The sequence below is a fragment of the Brevundimonas abyssalis TAR-001 genome (assembly GCF_000466985.1).
Classification (GTDB): domain Bacteria; phylum Pseudomonadota; class Alphaproteobacteria; order Caulobacterales; family Caulobacteraceae; genus Brevundimonas; species Brevundimonas abyssalis.
The window spans coordinates 1-14,870 of the sequence record NZ_BATC01000067.1; the positions used below are offsets into that span (position 1 = coordinate 1).

Annotated in this window: 13 protein-coding genes and 2 pseudogenes; 10 read left to right on the forward strand and 5 right to left on the reverse strand. The window is 68.9% G+C overall.

Annotated elements, in window-relative coordinates; translation table 11 throughout:
- From MBEBAB_RS12860 to MBEBAB_RS12870, 3 genes are all read right to left on the reverse strand, one after another.
- Nucleotides 1-564, reverse strand: a 564-nt coding sequence (locus tag MBEBAB_RS12860) for an ABC transporter permease (RefSeq protein ID WP_045319364.1), incomplete at its 3' end; no start/stop codon positions are given.
- Between the two features lie 14 nt (nucleotides 565-578).
- Nucleotides 579-1,337 (reverse strand): ABC transporter ATP-binding protein, encoded by a 759-nt coding sequence (locus MBEBAB_RS12865; RefSeq protein WP_021698423.1) that lies wholly within the window; start codon nucleotides 1,335-1,337, stop codon nucleotides 579-581.
- A gap of 84 nt (nucleotides 1,338-1,421) precedes the next feature.
- Nucleotides 1,422-1,760, reverse strand: coding sequence for a hypothetical protein (locus MBEBAB_RS12870; RefSeq protein ID WP_021698424.1), 339 nt, complete (start codon nucleotides 1,758-1,760; stop codon nucleotides 1,422-1,424).
- A gap of 129 nt (nucleotides 1,761-1,889) precedes the next feature.
- On the opposite strand from MBEBAB_RS12870, the gene MBEBAB_RS12875 reads away from it, so the two are divergent.
- The 6 genes and pseudogenes from MBEBAB_RS12875 to hisS all read left to right on the forward strand — a co-directional run bounded on the left by MBEBAB_RS12875 (nucleotide 1,890) and on the right by hisS (nucleotide 8,125).
- Entirely contained in the window at nucleotides 1,890-2,654 is a 765-nt protein-coding gene (locus MBEBAB_RS12875; RefSeq protein ID WP_045319362.1) for an electron transfer flavoprotein subunit beta/FixA family protein, read from the forward strand.
- Nucleotides 2,654-3,585 (forward strand): annotated as a pseudogene (locus MBEBAB_RS12880) (electron transfer flavoprotein subunit alpha/FixB family protein). Before MBEBAB_RS12875 ends, MBEBAB_RS12880 begins: the two are co-directional and overlap by 1 nt.
- A gap of 109 nt (nucleotides 3,586-3,694) precedes the next feature.
- Nucleotides 3,695-4,573 (forward strand): 3-hydroxybutyryl-CoA dehydrogenase, encoded by an 879-nt coding sequence (locus MBEBAB_RS12885; protein WP_021698427.1) that lies wholly within the window; start codon nucleotides 3,695-3,697, stop codon nucleotides 4,571-4,573.
- A complete protein-coding gene (locus MBEBAB_RS12890) occupies nucleotides 4,570-5,001 on the forward strand; it encodes a hypothetical protein (protein WP_242397172.1) in 432 nt (143 codons plus the stop codon). The genes MBEBAB_RS12885 and MBEBAB_RS12890 overlap by 4 nt, the downstream gene beginning before the upstream one ends.
- Before the next feature lie 252 nt (nucleotides 5,002-5,253).
- Complete coding sequence (locus MBEBAB_RS12895; protein ID WP_021698429.1) at nucleotides 5,254-6,492, forward strand: DUF418 domain-containing protein; 1,239 nt, start codon at nucleotides 5,254-5,256, stop codon at nucleotides 6,490-6,492.
- 142 nt (nucleotides 6,493-6,634) lie between these two features.
- Nucleotides 6,635-8,125, forward strand: coding sequence for a histidine--tRNA ligase (hisS, locus tag MBEBAB_RS12900; RefSeq protein ID WP_021698430.1), 1,491 nt, complete (start codon nucleotides 6,635-6,637; stop codon nucleotides 8,123-8,125).
- A gap of 398 nt (nucleotides 8,126-8,523) precedes the next feature.
- Here hisS and MBEBAB_RS12905 read toward each other — a convergent pair whose 3' ends face one another.
- Nucleotides 8,524-10,644: a M13 family metallopeptidase gene (locus tag MBEBAB_RS12905; protein WP_021698431.1), complete on the reverse strand. Its 2,121-nt coding sequence runs from the start codon at nucleotides 10,642-10,644 to the stop codon at nucleotides 8,524-8,526.
- A gap of 160 nt (nucleotides 10,645-10,804) precedes the next feature.
- On the opposite strand from MBEBAB_RS12905, the pseudogene MBEBAB_RS17765 reads away from it, so the two are divergent.
- Both MBEBAB_RS17765 and MBEBAB_RS17770 read left to right on the forward strand, forming a co-directional pair.
- Nucleotides 10,805-11,925 (forward strand): annotated as a pseudogene (locus MBEBAB_RS17765) (cation:proton antiporter domain-containing protein); the annotation flags it as partial.
- Between the two features lie 207 nt (nucleotides 11,926-12,132).
- Nucleotides 12,133-12,615 (forward strand): NAD-binding protein, encoded by a 483-nt coding sequence (locus tag MBEBAB_RS17770; protein ID WP_242397173.1) that lies wholly within the window; start codon nucleotides 12,133-12,135, stop codon nucleotides 12,613-12,615.
- Between the two features lie 3 nt (nucleotides 12,616-12,618).
- Here MBEBAB_RS17770 and MBEBAB_RS15290 read toward each other — a convergent pair whose 3' ends face one another.
- Nucleotides 12,619-13,143 (reverse strand): PH domain-containing protein, encoded by a 525-nt coding sequence (locus MBEBAB_RS15290; RefSeq protein WP_021698433.1) that lies wholly within the window; start codon nucleotides 13,141-13,143, stop codon nucleotides 12,619-12,621.
- Between the two features lie 289 nt (nucleotides 13,144-13,432).
- Here MBEBAB_RS15290 and MBEBAB_RS12920 point away from each other — a divergent pair, with 289 nt between their 5' ends.
- Both MBEBAB_RS12920 and MBEBAB_RS12925 read left to right on the forward strand, forming a co-directional pair.
- Entirely contained in the window at nucleotides 13,433-14,098 is a 666-nt protein-coding gene (locus MBEBAB_RS12920) for a TetR/AcrR family transcriptional regulator (protein ID WP_021698434.1), read from the forward strand.
- 111 nt (nucleotides 14,099-14,209) lie between these two features.
- The gene (locus MBEBAB_RS12925) at nucleotides 14,210-14,809 is read left to right on the forward strand and encodes an EipA family protein (RefSeq protein WP_021698435.1); all 600 of its coding nucleotides are present in this window, start codon (nucleotides 14,210-14,212) and stop codon (nucleotides 14,807-14,809) included.
- Nucleotides 14,810-14,870 lie beyond the last annotated feature (61 nt).

Here is a 14,870-nt window from a genome sequence, read left to right on the forward strand (position 1 = left end):
CACCACCGCCCCGATCACCGCCAGGCCCGCCGCCACCCGCAGCCCCTCCAGGGCGAAGGGCGCGGCGGCGGGCACGCGCAGCCGCCACAGCCTTTGCCACGGCGATGCGCCATAGAGGTCGAACAGCCGCTCCAGATCCGGGTCCGCCGATTTCAGCCCCGTCAGCACGCCCGAAAACAGAGGGAAGAAGGCCACCGTGGCCGCCAGCGCCACCACCGCCCGGTCGGCGTTGTCCAGCCCGGCCCAGATCAGTACCAGCGGCGCGATGGCCACCACCGGCGTCACCTGAAGCGTCACCGCCAGCGGCCGCACCGCCCGCTCCGCCGTGGGGTTCAGGGACACCGTCAGGGCGAGGGCCGTGGCGGCCAGCCCCGCCACCATCAGCGCCTGCAGCGCCATCCAGAAGGTGGCCCAGGCCGAGGCGGCCAGACGCGGTCCGGTCTCCACCAGCGCCATGAGCACCGCGCTGGGCGGCGGCAGGAAATAGGCGGGCACGGCCAGCGCCCGGCAGGCGATCTCCCACCCCGCCAGCAGCAACGCCAGCAGGATCAGGGGCGCCAACATGTCGCCCGCCCGCCTCACGCCGCCGGCTCCATGGCCGCGTCCAGCGCCGAGGCGATCTGTTCGACGGCGCGGGCGTGGGCCGGGTCCAGGCGATGGCCCGCCGGACGCGGCAGGGCGCCGGGCGTGCTGATCTCGGCGGCGATCCGGCCGTCGACGGCCCGCATCACCAGCACCCGTCCGGCCATGTAGGCGGCCTCCTCCACGTCATGGGTGACGAAGACCACGGCGGGCCGGCGCCGCGCCCACAGGGCGTGAATGTCCTCGATCAGGGCCCGGCGGGTGGCCGAATCCAGCGCCGCGAAGGGCTCATCCAGCAGCAGCAGGTCGGGGTCGGTCACCAGCGCCCGGGCCAGGGACGCGCGCATGGCCATGCCGCCGGACAGCTGATGGGGCCGCGCCCCCGCCCGCTCGCCCAGCCCCACCTGCGCCAGGGCGGTCCGCGCCCGCACATGGGCCTGATCCTTCGATTGCCCGGCAAGGCGCAGGGGCAGGGCCACGTTCTCCACGGCGGCGGCCCAGGGCATCAGGGTGGCGTTCTGGAACACCAGACCGGTGCGGCCCTTGTCCACCCGCCGCTCCACCCGGCCCGCGTCCGGCGTCTCCAGCCCGGCCAGCAGCCGCAGCAGGGTCGACTTGCCGCAGCCCGAGGCCCCGACCACGGCGACGATCTCGCCGCGCGTCACGGCCAGGTCCACCGGGCCGATAGGGCCACGGTCGGCGTGATGGACGACCACCCCGTTCAGCCGGGCGATGAGGGAAGGGTCAGCGGTCATGGACGTCCAGCCCGGTCAGAAGGCCGGACTGTTCCACGGGCCGGGGCGGGACGGAAGCGTCTCCATCAGCCTGCCGGAACGGTTTCAGTCGTCGCGCTGGGCCTCGCGGATGCGCGCGCGCTCCTGCTCGACGGCGTCGCGGCGGGCCGCCTCGCGCGCGGCGATCCGGCGCTCGATCTGGACCAGTTCACTGGCGTTGCGGCGGGAGGCCTCCTCGCGGCTCTCCCCCGGCTGACGACCGGTGATGTCGGGAACATAGATGCGCTGGGCGCAGGTGCGGGTCTCGAGATCGTACCAGCCGCCCCGGGCCTCGCATCGTTCTCCGGGGGCCGTCCAGAAGACGCGGAAGAGCACCACGCCGATCAGGAGCACGGCGAAAATGATCAGAAACAGGAAGCCCAACCGCTTGAAGCTCAGATACACGCGCGAGAATCCCCGGGAAGTTGACTTGGCGTTACGTTGACAGGCCGTGACGGCCGTTCCATGTGCTGCCGCACCAATAAGGCCGCGGCCGGGCGGCTTTCCAGACCAAAGTTTCAAAAAGGGTTCGGCATGAAGGTTCTTGTCCCCGTCAAACGGGTGATCGACTACAACGTCAAGGCGCGCGTCAAGGCGGACCAGTCGGGCGTCGACCTGGCCAATGTGAAGATGAGCATGAACCCCTTCGACGAGATCGCCGTCGAAGAGGCCGTGCGCCTCAAGGAAGGCAAGGAGCACCACGCCGCCGGCACCGCCGACGAGATCGTGGTCGTCTCCATCGGTCCGAGCCAGGCGCAGGAGACCATCCGCACCGCCCTGGCCATGGGCGCCGACCGGGGCATCCTGATCCAGTCCGACACCGATCTGGAGCCACTGGCCGTGGCCAAGCTGCTGAAAGCGGTGGTCGAGGAAGAGAAGCCCGACCTGGTCCTGATGGGCAAGCAGGCCATCGACGGCGACAACAACGCCGTCGGCCAGATGCTGGCCGCCCTGCTGGACTGGCCCCAGGGCACCTTCGCCTCCAAGCTGGAGATCAAGGACGGCAAGGCCGTGGTGACCCGTGAGATCGACGGCGGGCTGCAGACCCTGGCCTCGACCCTGCCGGCGGTGGTGACCACCGACCTGCGCCTGAACACCCCGCGCTACGCCTCCCTGCCCAACATCATGAAGGCCAAGAAGAAGGAGATCGCCATGAAGGCGGTCGCCGACTACGGCGTCGACACGGCGCCGCGCCTCAAGGTGCTGAAGGTCACCGAGCCGCCCAAGCGCTCGGCCGGCATCAAGGTGGCCGACGCCGCCGAACTGGTGGCCAAGCTCAAGTCCGAAGGAGTCCTGTAATGGCCGTTCTCGTCATCGCCGATCACGACAACGCCCACGTGCGCGACACCACCCACAAGACCGTCGCCGCCGCCGCGCAGTTGAACGCGGGCGACATCGACATCCTGGTGGTGGGCCAGGGCGCCCAGGCCGCCGCCGACGCCGCTGCGAAGATCTCGGGCGTGCGCAAGGTGCTGCTGGCCGAGTCCGCCGAACTGGGCAAGACCATCGCCGAGGCCGTCGAGGCCGTGGTGGTCCCCATGGCCGGGGACTATGACGCCATCCTGTCGCCCGCCTCGTCGGACGGCAAGAATTTCGCCCCGCGCATCGCCGCCAAACTGGACGTGGCCCCCATCTCCGACATCATCGAGGTGGTCTCCGGCGACACCTTCACGCGGCCCATCTATGCGGGCAACGCGCTGGAGACGATCCAGAGCTCGGACAAGACCAAGGTCATCACCGTGCGCCCCACCGCCTTCACGGCGGCGGAAGAAGGCGGCTCGGCCAAGGTCGAGACCATCAAGGGCGCCGACGCGGCCAAGACCGACTTCGTCGGCGAGGAAATGGTCAAGTCCGACCGTCCCGAGCTGGGCGCGGCCAGGATCGTGGTCTCCGGCGGCCGGGCCCTGGGCTCGGCGGACGAGTTCCACGCCGTGATGGACCCGCTGGCCGACAAGCTGGGCGCCGCCGTCGGCGCCAGCCGCGCCGCCGTGGACGCGGCTACGCCCCCAACGACTATCAGGTGGGCCAGACCGGCAAGGTCGTGGCGCCGGAGCTCTACATCGCCATCGGCATCTCGGGCGCCATCCAGCACCTGGCCGGCATGAAGGACTCCAAGATCATCGTGGCCATCAACAAGGACGCCGACGCCCCCATCTTCCAGGTGGCGGACTATGGCATCGTCGGCGATTACAAGACGGTGATCCCCGAGCTGATGAAGGCGTTGGGCTGAACCTTCGAACACCCTGACGGGGGAAAGGGCCTTCCCGGCCCGCCCCCGCTTGGCGTAAGACAGCCGTCCGCGCGTTTCCGCGCGATCGGTTCAAGAGGCGTTCGACCGCATGGTTGAAATCAGGACGGTGGCCGTCATCGGCGCAGGCCAGATGGGCATGGGCATCGCCCATGTGGTGGCTCTCGGCGGCTATGACGTCAGGCTTTACGACGTGGGCGCGGACAAGCTGCCCGCCGCCATCGGCGCCATCGGCGCCAGCATGGCCCGCCAGGTCTCGCGTGGGACCGTGACGGCGGCCGACGCCGACGCGGGCCTGGCCCGCATCCTCCCCATCGAGACCCTGGCCGAAGCCGGAACCGCCGATCTGGTGATCGAGGCCGCGACCGAGGACGAGGCCATCAAGAAGTCGGTCTTCCGCGACCTGACCCCGCACCTGGGCGCCCATACCCTGCTGGCCTCCAACACCTCGTCCATCTCCATCACGCGGCTGGCCTCGGTCACCGACCGGCCCGAGCGGTTCATCGGCCTGCACTTCATGAAGCCGGCCCCCGCCATGAAGCTGGTGGAGCTGATCCGCGGCATCGCCACCTCGGGCGAGACCTATGACATCGCCGTGGCCTTCGCCGAGGCCCTGGGCAAGACCACCACCGAGTCCGAGGACTTCCCCGCCTTCATCGTCAACCGCATCCTGGCGCCGATGATGAACGAGGCGGTCTACACCCTGTACGAAGGCGTGGGGAACGTCACCGCCATCGACACGGCCCTGAAGCTGGGCGCCAACCATCCCATGGGGCCGCTGGAGCTGGCCGACTTCATGGGCCTGGATGTGGTGCTGGCCATCATGAACGTGCTGTACGAGGGCCTCGGCGACAGCAAATACCGCCCCTGCCCGCTGCTGGTGAAATATGTCGAGGCCGGCTGGCTGGGCAAGAAGACCGGCCGGGGCTTCTATGACTATTCCGGCGCAACCCCGGTTCCGACCCGATGAAACGCGATCTGAAGGACATCCGCGACGTGGGCGATCTGCCCGGTCAGGCGCCGATCAAGTGGCGCGGCTCGCCGGGCCTGTGGGCCCTGCTGGGGGGTCTGGCGGCGGTGGCCTGGCCGCCGCTGATCCTGACCCTGCCGCTGATGCCGCCGTCGCAGATCAGCTTCGGCTTCGACATGGACTGGCGGCTGCAGGTTCTGATCGCAGGCGTCATCGCGGTGCCGCTGGGCATGTACATGCTGGCGCGCGAGCGTGAACGGTCGGGTTCCCCGTCCACCCGTCTGGGGGTGATCTGGCGTTTCCTGCTCTACGGAGGCTTGCTGGCGGCGGTGCTGCAGATTCTGACGGCCCTGGTGATGATGGGTCTTCGCTGGGTGGAGGCGGGCGCCTGGCGCAAAGCCTGGGCGCGGCCGAGACCACCCTGCTGATCTATGGCGTGGCGGGACTGCCGCTGGCCATGCTGATCGGCCTCAGCTACGCCCTGTGGGCGGGGCTGTGCGTGGCCTGATCGCCTTCACGCCCAAGCCCCCGCCGGTGCGCCCGCGCGCCGGCCTGCTGGGCGAAACCGAAGGCGTCTAGGCCCCGCCGCCGCGGAATCATTACAGTCCTTTCATGAATCCCGGCTTGCCGATCGGGCGGATCGAGGCGACCCTCCCGCGCGAATGTCTGGGAGGGGCGACATGACCGAAACAGCCGTCAACACATCAGAGCGCGATCCCGTCGCCGAGCCCGCGCCCGTGCGCACATCCGACCGGCTGTTCAGCCTGGACGTGGTGCGCGGCTTCGCCGTGCTGGGCATTCTGGCGGTCAACGCCATCACCTTCGCCATGCCTGAACCGGTCATGATGAATCCGTCGCTGCAGCCCGGCGGACTGGAAGGCGAGGCGGCGGCGGCCTGGCAGACCATGCATGTGTTCTTCCAGGACAAGATGCGCACCCTGTTCTCCATGCTGTTCGGGGCGTCGCTGTTCCTCATCGGCGGCGAACGCAGCGACCTGACGCGCGGCAAGCTGCTCAGGAAGCGCCTGTTCTGGCTTGGGCTGTTCGGCCTGGCTCACGGCCTGTTCTTCTGGTTCGGCGACATCCTGCTGCTCTACGCCCTGACCGGGCTCGTGGTCCTGCTGGTGCGGTCCTGGAGTGCGAAGCGGCTGCTGATCGTGGGGGTCGCGCTGAACGTGACCCTGTCGGCGCTTTATGTGGGCGCCATCGCCCTGATGCGCATGGCGCCGCCCGAGGCTCTGGCGGACATGAACTGGGACGCCTCGCCCCAGCGGATCGCGGAAATGATCGCCGAATATCAGGGCACGGCCCTCGAAACGACGCTGACCCTGATGGGCAGTTGGGTGTCGGTGGTTCCGTTCATGGCCATCGGTTTCATTCCGGCGACCGCGGCCCTGATGATGATCGGCATGGGACTCTACAAGAGCGGCTTCCTGGCCGGCCGCGCACCCGCGTGGGTGTATGGGCTGTTCATCGCCCTGGGGGCCGGATCCGTGTGGCTGATCCACGGAGAAAGCTCGGCCGTGATCGCCGCCGGTTTCCCCATGGTGGAGACCCTGATGCGCCCGGCCAACACCTTCCTGTCGCCGCTGGTGTCGCTGGCCTACGCCAGCGCCCTGATCCTGCTGGCGCGGTTCGGGCTGAAGCTGATCCTGACGCCGCTGGCCAGGGCCGGGCAGATGGCCTTCACCAACTACCTGACCCAGACCCTGATCATGACCACCATATTCTACGGCGGGCGCGGCCTGGGCTATTTCGGCCAGGTGGGCTGGCCCGAGATGTGGATGTTCATCATCGGCATCTGGGTGGTGCAGCTGATCTGGTCGCCCCTGTGGCTGTCGCGGTTCACCATGGGGCCGCTGGAATGGGTGTGGCGCCGCCTGACCTACGGAAAAGGCGTGGCGCTCAAGCGGGCTTAAGGCGCGCTATCGCTCGCCGCGCGGCGGCTCGCTGCTTGAGCGCATGTTTGTGCGCTAACGCTCGCCGCGCGGCGGCTCGCTGCTTGAGCGCGCGGGGAGCCTGACCATTGTCGCGGGGGACGTGATGGCGTAATCGCGCGCCATGACATCCCCCGCCGACACCACCACCGAACCCGTCCGTCCCGAAGCGCGCGCGCCGCGCGGATTCCAGGACCGGCGCGGTCACGACCTGGTGGCCGAGCGCCGCATCGTCCAGGCGGTGTCCGAGGTCTACGAGCGTTGGGGCTTCGAGCCGCTGGAGACCTCGGCCTTCGAATACGCCGACGCCCTCGGCAAATTCCTCCCGGACGCCGACCGCCCCAACGAAGGCGTGTTCGCCCTGCAGGACGATGACGATCAGTGGATGGCCCTGCGCTATGACCTGACCGCGCCCCTGGCCCGGTTCGCGGCCCAGACCTGGGAGACCCTGCCCAAGCCGTTCCGCCGCTACGCCTTCGGGCCCGTCTGGCGCAACGAGAAGCCCGGCCCCGGCCGTTTCCGCGAGTTCGTCCAGTGCGACGCCGACACCGTGGGCTCGGACCGGCCCGAGGCGGACGCCGAGATCATCGCCATGGCCGTCGAGGGTCTGCAGGCCGCGGGCCTCGCGCCCGGTCAGGCCGTGATCAAGATCGCCAGCCGCAAGCTGGTCAACGGCGTGCTTCAGGCTGCTGGCGTGACCGAACAGGGCCAGACCCTGGCGGTGCTGCGCGCGGTGGACAAGCTGGACCGGCTGGGCCCCGACGGGGTGAAGCTGCTGCTGGGCGAAGGCCGTCTGGACGACTCCGGCGACTTCACCAGGGGCGCCGGGCTGAATACGAAAGGCGTCGACGCCGTGCTGGCCTTCCTGGCGGTTCAGGCCGGGTCTCGCGACAGCGTGCTGAACGCCCTGGACGCCGTGGTCGGCGGCACCGAAGCGGGGGCCGAGGGCCTGAACGAACTGGGCCGCATCAGCGCCGCGCTGAAGGCCATGGGCGTGGCCGACGAAGCCGCCGGCATCGATCCCTCGGTGGTGCGCGGGCTGGAGTACTACACCGGCGCCGTGTTCGAGGCCGAGCTGCTGCTGGACACCACCGACGACAAGGGCCGTCCGGTGCGCTTCGGCTCCATCGGCGGCGGCGGACGCTATGACGATCTGGTGGCCCGCTTCACCGGCGAGCGCACGCCGGCCACGGGCTTCTCCTTCGGCGTGTCGCGCCTGGTCTCGGCCCTGCGCGCGGCGGGCCAGGACCCCGCCGGGGACGCCCGCGGCCCGGTGGTCATCATCGCCTTCTCCGAAGACGACATGGCCCACTATTTCGCCGCCGCGTCAGAGCTGCGCGGCGCCGGGATCGCGGCCGAGGTCTATCTGGGCAAGGCGGGCATGAAGGCCCAGATGAAGTACGCTGACCGGCGCGGCGCCCCCGCCGCCGTCATCATGGGCGGCGACGAGATCGCGGCGGGCAAGGTCACCATCAAGGATCTGGACCTGGGCCGCGAACTGGCTCGCAAGGTCGCCGATAACGACGCCTGGCGCAGCGAACGGCCGGGCCAGTCGCTGGTGGATCGCGCCGATCTGACGGCCACGGTGCGGGCGATTCTGGATCACGGCAAATAACCTTCACCATTGCGTGGGTTATCAGCGATCACCTTGCTTTTGCCCGGCTTTTCAAGGCTGCGGCGGCTTGACGCGCCCGCAATTTTGGCGTTTTGTTGCACTTGTGTGAAGCACGGCGCGCCTTCGGGCGAGCTGATGGTTCTCCGGCGTTTCGGGGAGGAAGCGCCCGCTCCGACAGAGAGCGAGAAGACCCGCCGCGATGTATCCCCCGCGGCGGGTTTTTTCTGTCTGGGACTCATCTTTGGTGCGCTAACGCTCGGCTCGCGGAGCCTCGCTGCTTGAGCGCGCGCCTCCGCTCATCCCGGCGAAGGCCGGGATGAGCGGGAGAACAACCTCACCCACGAAAAAGGGCCGGAGCGTCGCCGCTCCGGCCCTTCCTCAGTTCGCTTTGACGCGCCTTACCAGAGGCGGACCCGGTCTTCCGGCGCCACGTAGTAGCGGTCGCCCGGCTGCACGTCGAAGGCGTCGTACCAGGCGTCCACATTGCGCACCGGCCCGATCACGCGGAACTCGGCGGGCGAGTGCGGGCCCTGGGCCAGCTGCTGGCGCAGGGCGTCGTCGCGGTACAGACCCCGCCACACCTGGGCCCAGCCCAGGAACACGCGCTGGTCGCCGGTGTAGCCGTCCAGAACCGGCGCTTCCTGCCCGTTCAGCGACACCCGGTAGGCTTCCAGGCCCAGGGTCACGCCGGCCAGATCGCCGATGTTCTCGCCCATGGCCAGGGCGCCCTGGATGAAGTGGCCGGGGATCGGCTCATAGGAGTCATACTGGGACCCCAGGATGTTGGTCTGGGCGACGAAGCGGGCGGCGTCCTCTTCCGTCCACCAGTCCTCCAGACGGCCGTCGCCGTCGGACTTGCGACCCTGATCGTCGAAGCCGTGGCCGATCTCGTGGCCGATCACGCCGCCGATGGCGCCGTAGTTGACCGCCGGGTCGCCGTCGGGATCGAAGAACGGCGGCTGCAGGATCGCGGCCGGGAAGACGATCTCGTTCTTGGTCGAGGAATAGTAGGCGTTCACCGTCTGGGGCGTCATGAACCATTCGGCGTCGTCCACCGGCCGGCCCAGGCGGTTCAGGTCATAGTTCCAGCGCCACTGCCCCGAGCGGAGGTAGTTGCCGAACAGGTCGCCCGCCTGGATGTCCAGGTCGGAATAGTCACGCCATTCGTCGGGGTAGCCGATCTTGACGCCGAACTTGTCCAGCTTGTCCAGGGCGCGGACGCGGGTCTCCTCGCTCATCCAGTCCAGGTTGCGGATGCGCTCGCCCATGGCGGTCTTCAGGTTCTGGACCAGCTCCTCCATCTGGGCGCGGTGCTCCGGCGGGAACCAGCGGGCCACGTACAGACGACCCAGGGCTTCACCCAGACGACCCTGGGCGAAGCTGACGCCGCGCTTGTCGCGGGGCCGCTGGGCCTGGGCGCCGGTCAGCTCGCGGGAGCGGAACTCCCACTGGGCGTCGCTGAAACGCTCGGACAGATAGGGCGCGGCCTGGTCCACGGTGTGGAAGGCCTGCCAGGCGCGCAGGGTCTCCATGGGCGCCTCGGCGAAGACGCGCGCCATCTCCGGGAAGGCGGTGTTCTGGCTGACCACGAAGCGGTCCTGCTCGCCCAGACCCGCCGCCTCGAAATAGGCGGACCAGTCGAAGCCCGGCGCATAGGCGCTCAGCTCGGCCGTGGACATGGGGTTGTAGGTCAGGTCGCGGTCACGGCTCTGGATGCGGGTCCAATGGGCGGTGGCGATGGCGGTCTCCATCTGCACCACATCGACGGCGGCCTGTTCGGCGTTCTCCCAGCCGGCCATCTCCAGCATGCGGGCCACATAGACCTGATAGGCGGCCAGCTTCTCGGCGAAATTCTCGGCCAGATAATAGTCGCGGTTGGGCAGGCCGATGCCGCCCTGGCTCAGATAGACCGCATAGGCTTCCGGGTCGCGGGCGTCGTCGCTGATGTAGGTCCCCCAGAACGAGCCGCCGGGCGCGCCCTGGGTCGCCCCCATGTAGGCGGCCATGGCGTCATGGCTGTCGACGGCGCGGATGGCGCTCAGCATCGGCTGGATGGGCTGGGCGTCCAGGGCGTTGATGGCCGCCACGTCCATGAAGCTGTTGTAGGCGTCGCGGACCTTGGCTTCGTCGCTGCCGGCGGCGAGATCCTCGGCGGCCGAAATCTCCGCGATCAGCGCCGTCATGCGGTTCTCGGACAGCTGGCTCAGCAGGTCGAACGAGCCGTAGCGGGTGCGGTCGGCCGGGATCTCCAGATTGTCCACATAGGTCCCGTTGGCGTAGCGGAAGAAGTCGTCGCCGGGACGCACGCTGGTGTCGCGGCCTTCCAGGTCGAAGCCCCACGTGCCGTAGCGCGGCGTCTCGATGCTCTCATAGCCCGTGGCGCCCAGCTGCGGCGCCTGGAACAGCGACACCACCGTGCACGACTGGTTCATGCACTCGTGGTCGTGGCCGTCATCGGCCATGGCGGCGGCGGGCAGCAGCAGGGCGGCGACGGCGGCGCCGATCATCAGTCTTTTCATGGTGTTTCCCACAGGGGTCCCTGAGCCGGGACGAGGTCGGCGCACCATAGGGGTCCGGACCGCCCCCCGAACCTAAAAAAAAGTTCATCCAACCCTCGGCCGCTCTCGCATCGACGCGCGCGATGCCCTTTAGATGGTCGTTCTGACAAGGTGAGGCTGGATGGCGGCGGAACACGCGGGCGAATACAAGGATCTGGTGGTTTTCCTGGCCGCCGCCGGGGTGCTGGTGCCCATCTTCAGCCGGTTCAAGGTCAGCCCCGTGCTGGGCTTCCTGGCCGCGGGCGTGCTGCTGGGCCCCGACGGCCTGGGCCGGTTCGCCGACGTGGCGCCCTGGGTCGAGTGGCTGACCATCACCGACCGGGCGGACATGGCCGTGCTGGCCGAGCTGGGCGTGGCCTTCCTGCTGTTCATGATCGGGCTCGAGCTGTCGTGGGGGCGGCTGAAGACCATGCGGCGCATGGTGTTCGGTCTGGGCGTGGCCCAGATTCTGGCCTGCACCGCCGCCCTGTCCGCCCTGTTCCTGCTGCTCGGCCAGACCCTGGACACGGCGCTGGTGGCGGGCATGGCCCTGGCGCTGTCGTCCACGGCCATCGTGCTGCCGGTCCTGGCCGAACGGAACCGCATGGGCGCGGGCGCGGGCCGGGCGACCTTCTCGATCCTGCTGGCCCAGGATCTGGCGGTGGCGCCGCTGCTGATCACCGTCACGGTGCTGGCGGCCCTGTCCGCCACGGCCGAGGGCGGGCTGCATCCCGCCGCCATCGGCACGGCCCTTCTGACCCTGGGTCCCGCCGCCCTGGGGGTCGGACTGATCGTCATTCTGGGCCGGCTGGTGCTGCGCCCCCTGTTCCGCTCCGTGGCCCGGGCCCCGGGGCGCGAGCTGTTCCTGGCCGCCGCCCTGCTGATCGTGGTCGGCGGCGGCGTGGCGGCCCAGGCGGCGGGCCTGTCCATGGGCCTGGGCGCCTGATCGCGGGGCTTTTGCTGGCCGAAACCGAGTACCGGCGCGAGGTCGAGCTGGCCATCGAGCCTTTCAAGGGCCTGCTGCTGGGCGTTTTCTTCGTCAGCGTCGGCATCGGCCTGGATCTCGACGCCGTGTTCGCCGAGCCGCTGCGCATCCTGTCGCTGGCCCTGGGACTGGTGGTCATCAAGGCGGCGGTGATCTTCACCCTGGCGCGCGTTGCGGGACTGAAGTCGCGCCAGGCCCTGGAGACCGCGCTCGTGCTGGGACCGGCCGGCGAGTTCGCCTTCGTCATTCTCAGCGCCGGGGTGGCCGAGGGCGTGGCCTCCCCCGCCTTCATCCAGTCGGTGCTGGTGTCCGCCACCCTGACCATGTTCGCCATCCCGCTGCTGGCCGGCATCGGCGCGCGCATCACGCGCCGCCCGCGTCGTCTGGAGAATGAGGATGAGGTGGAGCAGGCGCCGGAGCTGACCCCGCCCGAGAGCACGGTGCTGATCGTCGGTTTCGGCCGGGTGGGACAGCTGGTGGCCGAGATGCTGAAGGCCCATGATCAGAGCTACATCGCCATCGATTCCAACTCCAGGGCCGTGACCGCCGCCCGCCGCAAGGGCGAGCCGGTCTATTATGGCGACGCCGCCAATCCGGAGATGCTGAAGCTGTGCGGCGTGGACGGCATCCGGGCCCTGGTCATCACCATGGACGCCCCGGGCAAGGTGGACGAGGTGGTGGGGGTGATCCGCACCCTGCGCGAGGATCTGATCATCATCGCCCGGGCCCGCGACGATCGCCATGCGGAGCGCCTGTATGCCCTGGGCGTCACCGACGCGGTGCCGGAGACCATCGAGGCCAGCCTGCAACTGGCCGAGAACACCCTGGTGGATCTGGGCGTGCCCATGGGCCTGGTCCTGGCCTCGGTGCACGAGCGCCGCGATGCGTTCCGGAAATCCTTCCAGGCCGCCATGCCCGAGGCGCGCCGCCGCCCCGCCCGCGCCCTGCGCGCGCGCGCGCCCGAGTAGCCGTCAGTCGATCCCGGCGTGCTCGTCGTCCAGGGCGTCCTTGGCGTCCAGCATGGCGCGCTTGAAGCCCAGCGGGTCGGCGATGGTCTTCAGGTGATTGGCGCCCTGCTCGCTGGCGGTCAGGATCAGAATGTCGCCGAAGCCCATGATGCGGCCGATCAGGGTCTGCTCGGTCTTCACGTCGTTCAGCTTCTCCAGGAGGCTGTCGGACACCTTCTTGTTCAGCACCCCTTCCATCTGGATGATGCGGCGGCTGGTCATGACGTTCATCTGATTGCGCCAGACCAGATGCTCCCAGATCCAGCCGAACAGCGGGATCACGGCCAGGCCCGCCACCCACATCCAGCGGTCGTCACCCGCGTGGGTGGTTCGGTAAAGCCAGACCGCCCCCGCCACCATGGCCCAGAAGGTCAGGGCCCACCACATGGTCCTGAACACGCGCACGATCCAGTGCCGCCGGGTGATGCGCATGATGACCTCGTCATCGCTCAGCACCTTCTTCAGATAGCCTGTCGCCCGATGGGCCATGGCCGCCTCCCTCCCCCGAATTGTCATTAACTATGCGGGTTCAGCGCGCGAACCGCCAGACGGGTTGTCCACCGGCAAAACCTTTTCATTAACCTGTGGAACGCATTTTGGTCACCCTTGCGTGGTCAAAACAGCGCTCCGATCAGCCTGGTGACAATAAGTCACTGAATTTATTCGAAATAACCGATAAAAGTTCCGAGAGCTCAAATATCGAGGAGCCTCGTTCGAACGTGACCGGGGGGGGTTACCGGTTCGGGCCGCAGCGCCCAAGCGTAGAGTGACAGTGAGTATGCGAGAGTCTTCCCTGAACGCACCCTTCGAGCCCGTCGACCAACCCGCCGACGGTCCCCGCCTCAATCGCCGCCAGGCCGCCAAGGTGCGCACGCGCCAGAAGGTGCTGGACGCCGCCCGGGATCTGTTCTCGGAGCGCGGCTATGACCCGGCGACCATCCGCGACATCGCCAAGGGCGCGGGCATGTCCACCGGCGCGGTCTTCGCCAATTTCCAGGACAAGGCTGAGCTGTTCGAAGCCGTTCTGGCCGAGAACATGGAGCGCCTGACCGAGGTCGTGCGCGCTTCCGCCGCCTCGTCCGGTCCGGTCAAGGAGCGCCTGACCACGGCGCTGGACGCCGGCTATCATCACACCATGGGCCACCTGCCCCTGATGCAGGCCATCGTCGCCCGGTCGTGGTTCCAGCCCCAGCAGGCCGAACAGCGCGCCCGCGGCTTCACCAAGGGCCTGCTGTCGGTGATCGGCGAAGTGCTGCGCGACGGCGTCCGCTCCGGCGAGCTCAAGCAGGACGTGGACACCCGTCTGGTGGGCGACATGGTGTGGGATTCCTGGCTGACCAACTATCGTGGCGCGGCCTATGACGGCTGGGACGAAAAGGCCCTTTCCGAGCGCCTGTCGCGTCAGCTGGACGTGATCCTGGCCGGCGCCGCCGCCAAGGGCTGACGCCGTCTCGGGTGCGGCGCCTTACCGCGCCGTTAACCCTGTGGCCGTAGATGCGCCGTAAAACCGGGGAAGTTCGGGACTGATCCTGATTCCCCGCTGACGGAGCCGCCCATGCAACGCCGCCAACTGATCCTTTCCGGTCTCGCCGCCGGCGCCGTGGGCGCCTGCGCCACCCGCCAGCCGGCCGATCCCAACTATCCGATCCATTCAGACGCCACGGCCCCCGCCTACACCTTCGACGAGCTCGTTTCGGCCGGTTCGCGCGAACTGGGCATCGCCGCCGAAGCCATCGGCGCGGCCATCGAGCGGGTGTTCGCCGACCAGGGCGACCGCCCCACCGGCTACATCGCCGGCGAGGAAGGCTCGGGCGCGGCCGCCGTCGGCCTCCGCTACGGCCGCGGCGCCCTGCACATGAAGGATCTCAGCGCCTCCCAGGAGGTGTTCTGGCAGGGCATTTCCGTGGGCTGGGACTTCGGCGGCAACGCCAGCCGGGTGTTCACCCTGGTCTACGGCCTGTTCCACCCCGACATGCTGTACCGCCGCTACCCCGGCGTCGAAGGCACGGCCTATCTGATCGCTGGCCTCGGCGTGAACTACCAGCAGGCCGACGGCATCGTCCTGGCCCCCATCCGCACCGGCGTCGGCCTGCGCCTCGGCGCCAATGTCGGCACCATGGCCTACAGCCGCCAGCGCAACCTGCTGCCTTTCTGAGTTCCCTCTCCCGTCGGGAGAGGGCTGCGCGCACGGATGCGCCAGCATCCGTCCTTCGCGC

Excerpts from the sequence above, each read along its gene's own strand:
- MBEBAB_RS12865 (WP_021698423.1), bottom strand. The coding sequence starts at position 1,337 with ATGACCGCTGACCCTTCCCTCATCGCCCGGCTGAACGGGGTGGTCGTC.
- hisS (WP_021698430.1), top strand. The coding sequence starts at position 6,635 with ATGACATCCCCCGCCGACACCACCACCGAACCCGTCCGTCCCGAAGCG.
- MBEBAB_RS12885 (WP_021698427.1), top strand. The coding sequence starts at position 3,695 with ATGGTTGAAATCAGGACGGTGGCCGTCATCGGCGCAGGCCAGATGGGC.
- MBEBAB_RS12895 (WP_021698429.1), top strand. The coding sequence starts at position 5,254 with ATGACCGAAACAGCCGTCAACACATCAGAGCGCGATCCCGTCGCCGAG.
- MBEBAB_RS15290 (WP_021698433.1), bottom strand. The coding sequence starts at position 13,143 with ATGGCCCATCGGGCGACAGGCTATCTGAAGAAGGTGCTGAGCGATGAC.
- MBEBAB_RS12905 (WP_021698431.1), bottom strand. The coding sequence starts at position 10,644 with ATGAAAAGACTGATGATCGGCGCCGCCGTCGCCGCCCTGCTGCTGCCC.
- MBEBAB_RS12920 (WP_021698434.1), top strand. The coding sequence starts at position 13,433 with ATGCGAGAGTCTTCCCTGAACGCACCCTTCGAGCCCGTCGACCAACCC.
- MBEBAB_RS12925 (WP_021698435.1), top strand. The coding sequence starts at position 14,210 with ATGCAACGCCGCCAACTGATCCTTTCCGGTCTCGCCGCCGGCGCCGTG.
- MBEBAB_RS17770 (WP_242397173.1), top strand. The coding sequence starts at position 12,133 with ATGCTGAAGGCCCATGATCAGAGCTACATCGCCATCGATTCCAACTCC.
- MBEBAB_RS12890 (WP_242397172.1), top strand. The coding sequence starts at position 4,570 with ATGAAACGCGATCTGAAGGACATCCGCGACGTGGGCGATCTGCCCGGT.
- MBEBAB_RS12875 (WP_045319362.1), top strand. The coding sequence starts at position 1,890 with ATGAAGGTTCTTGTCCCCGTCAAACGGGTGATCGACTACAACGTCAAG.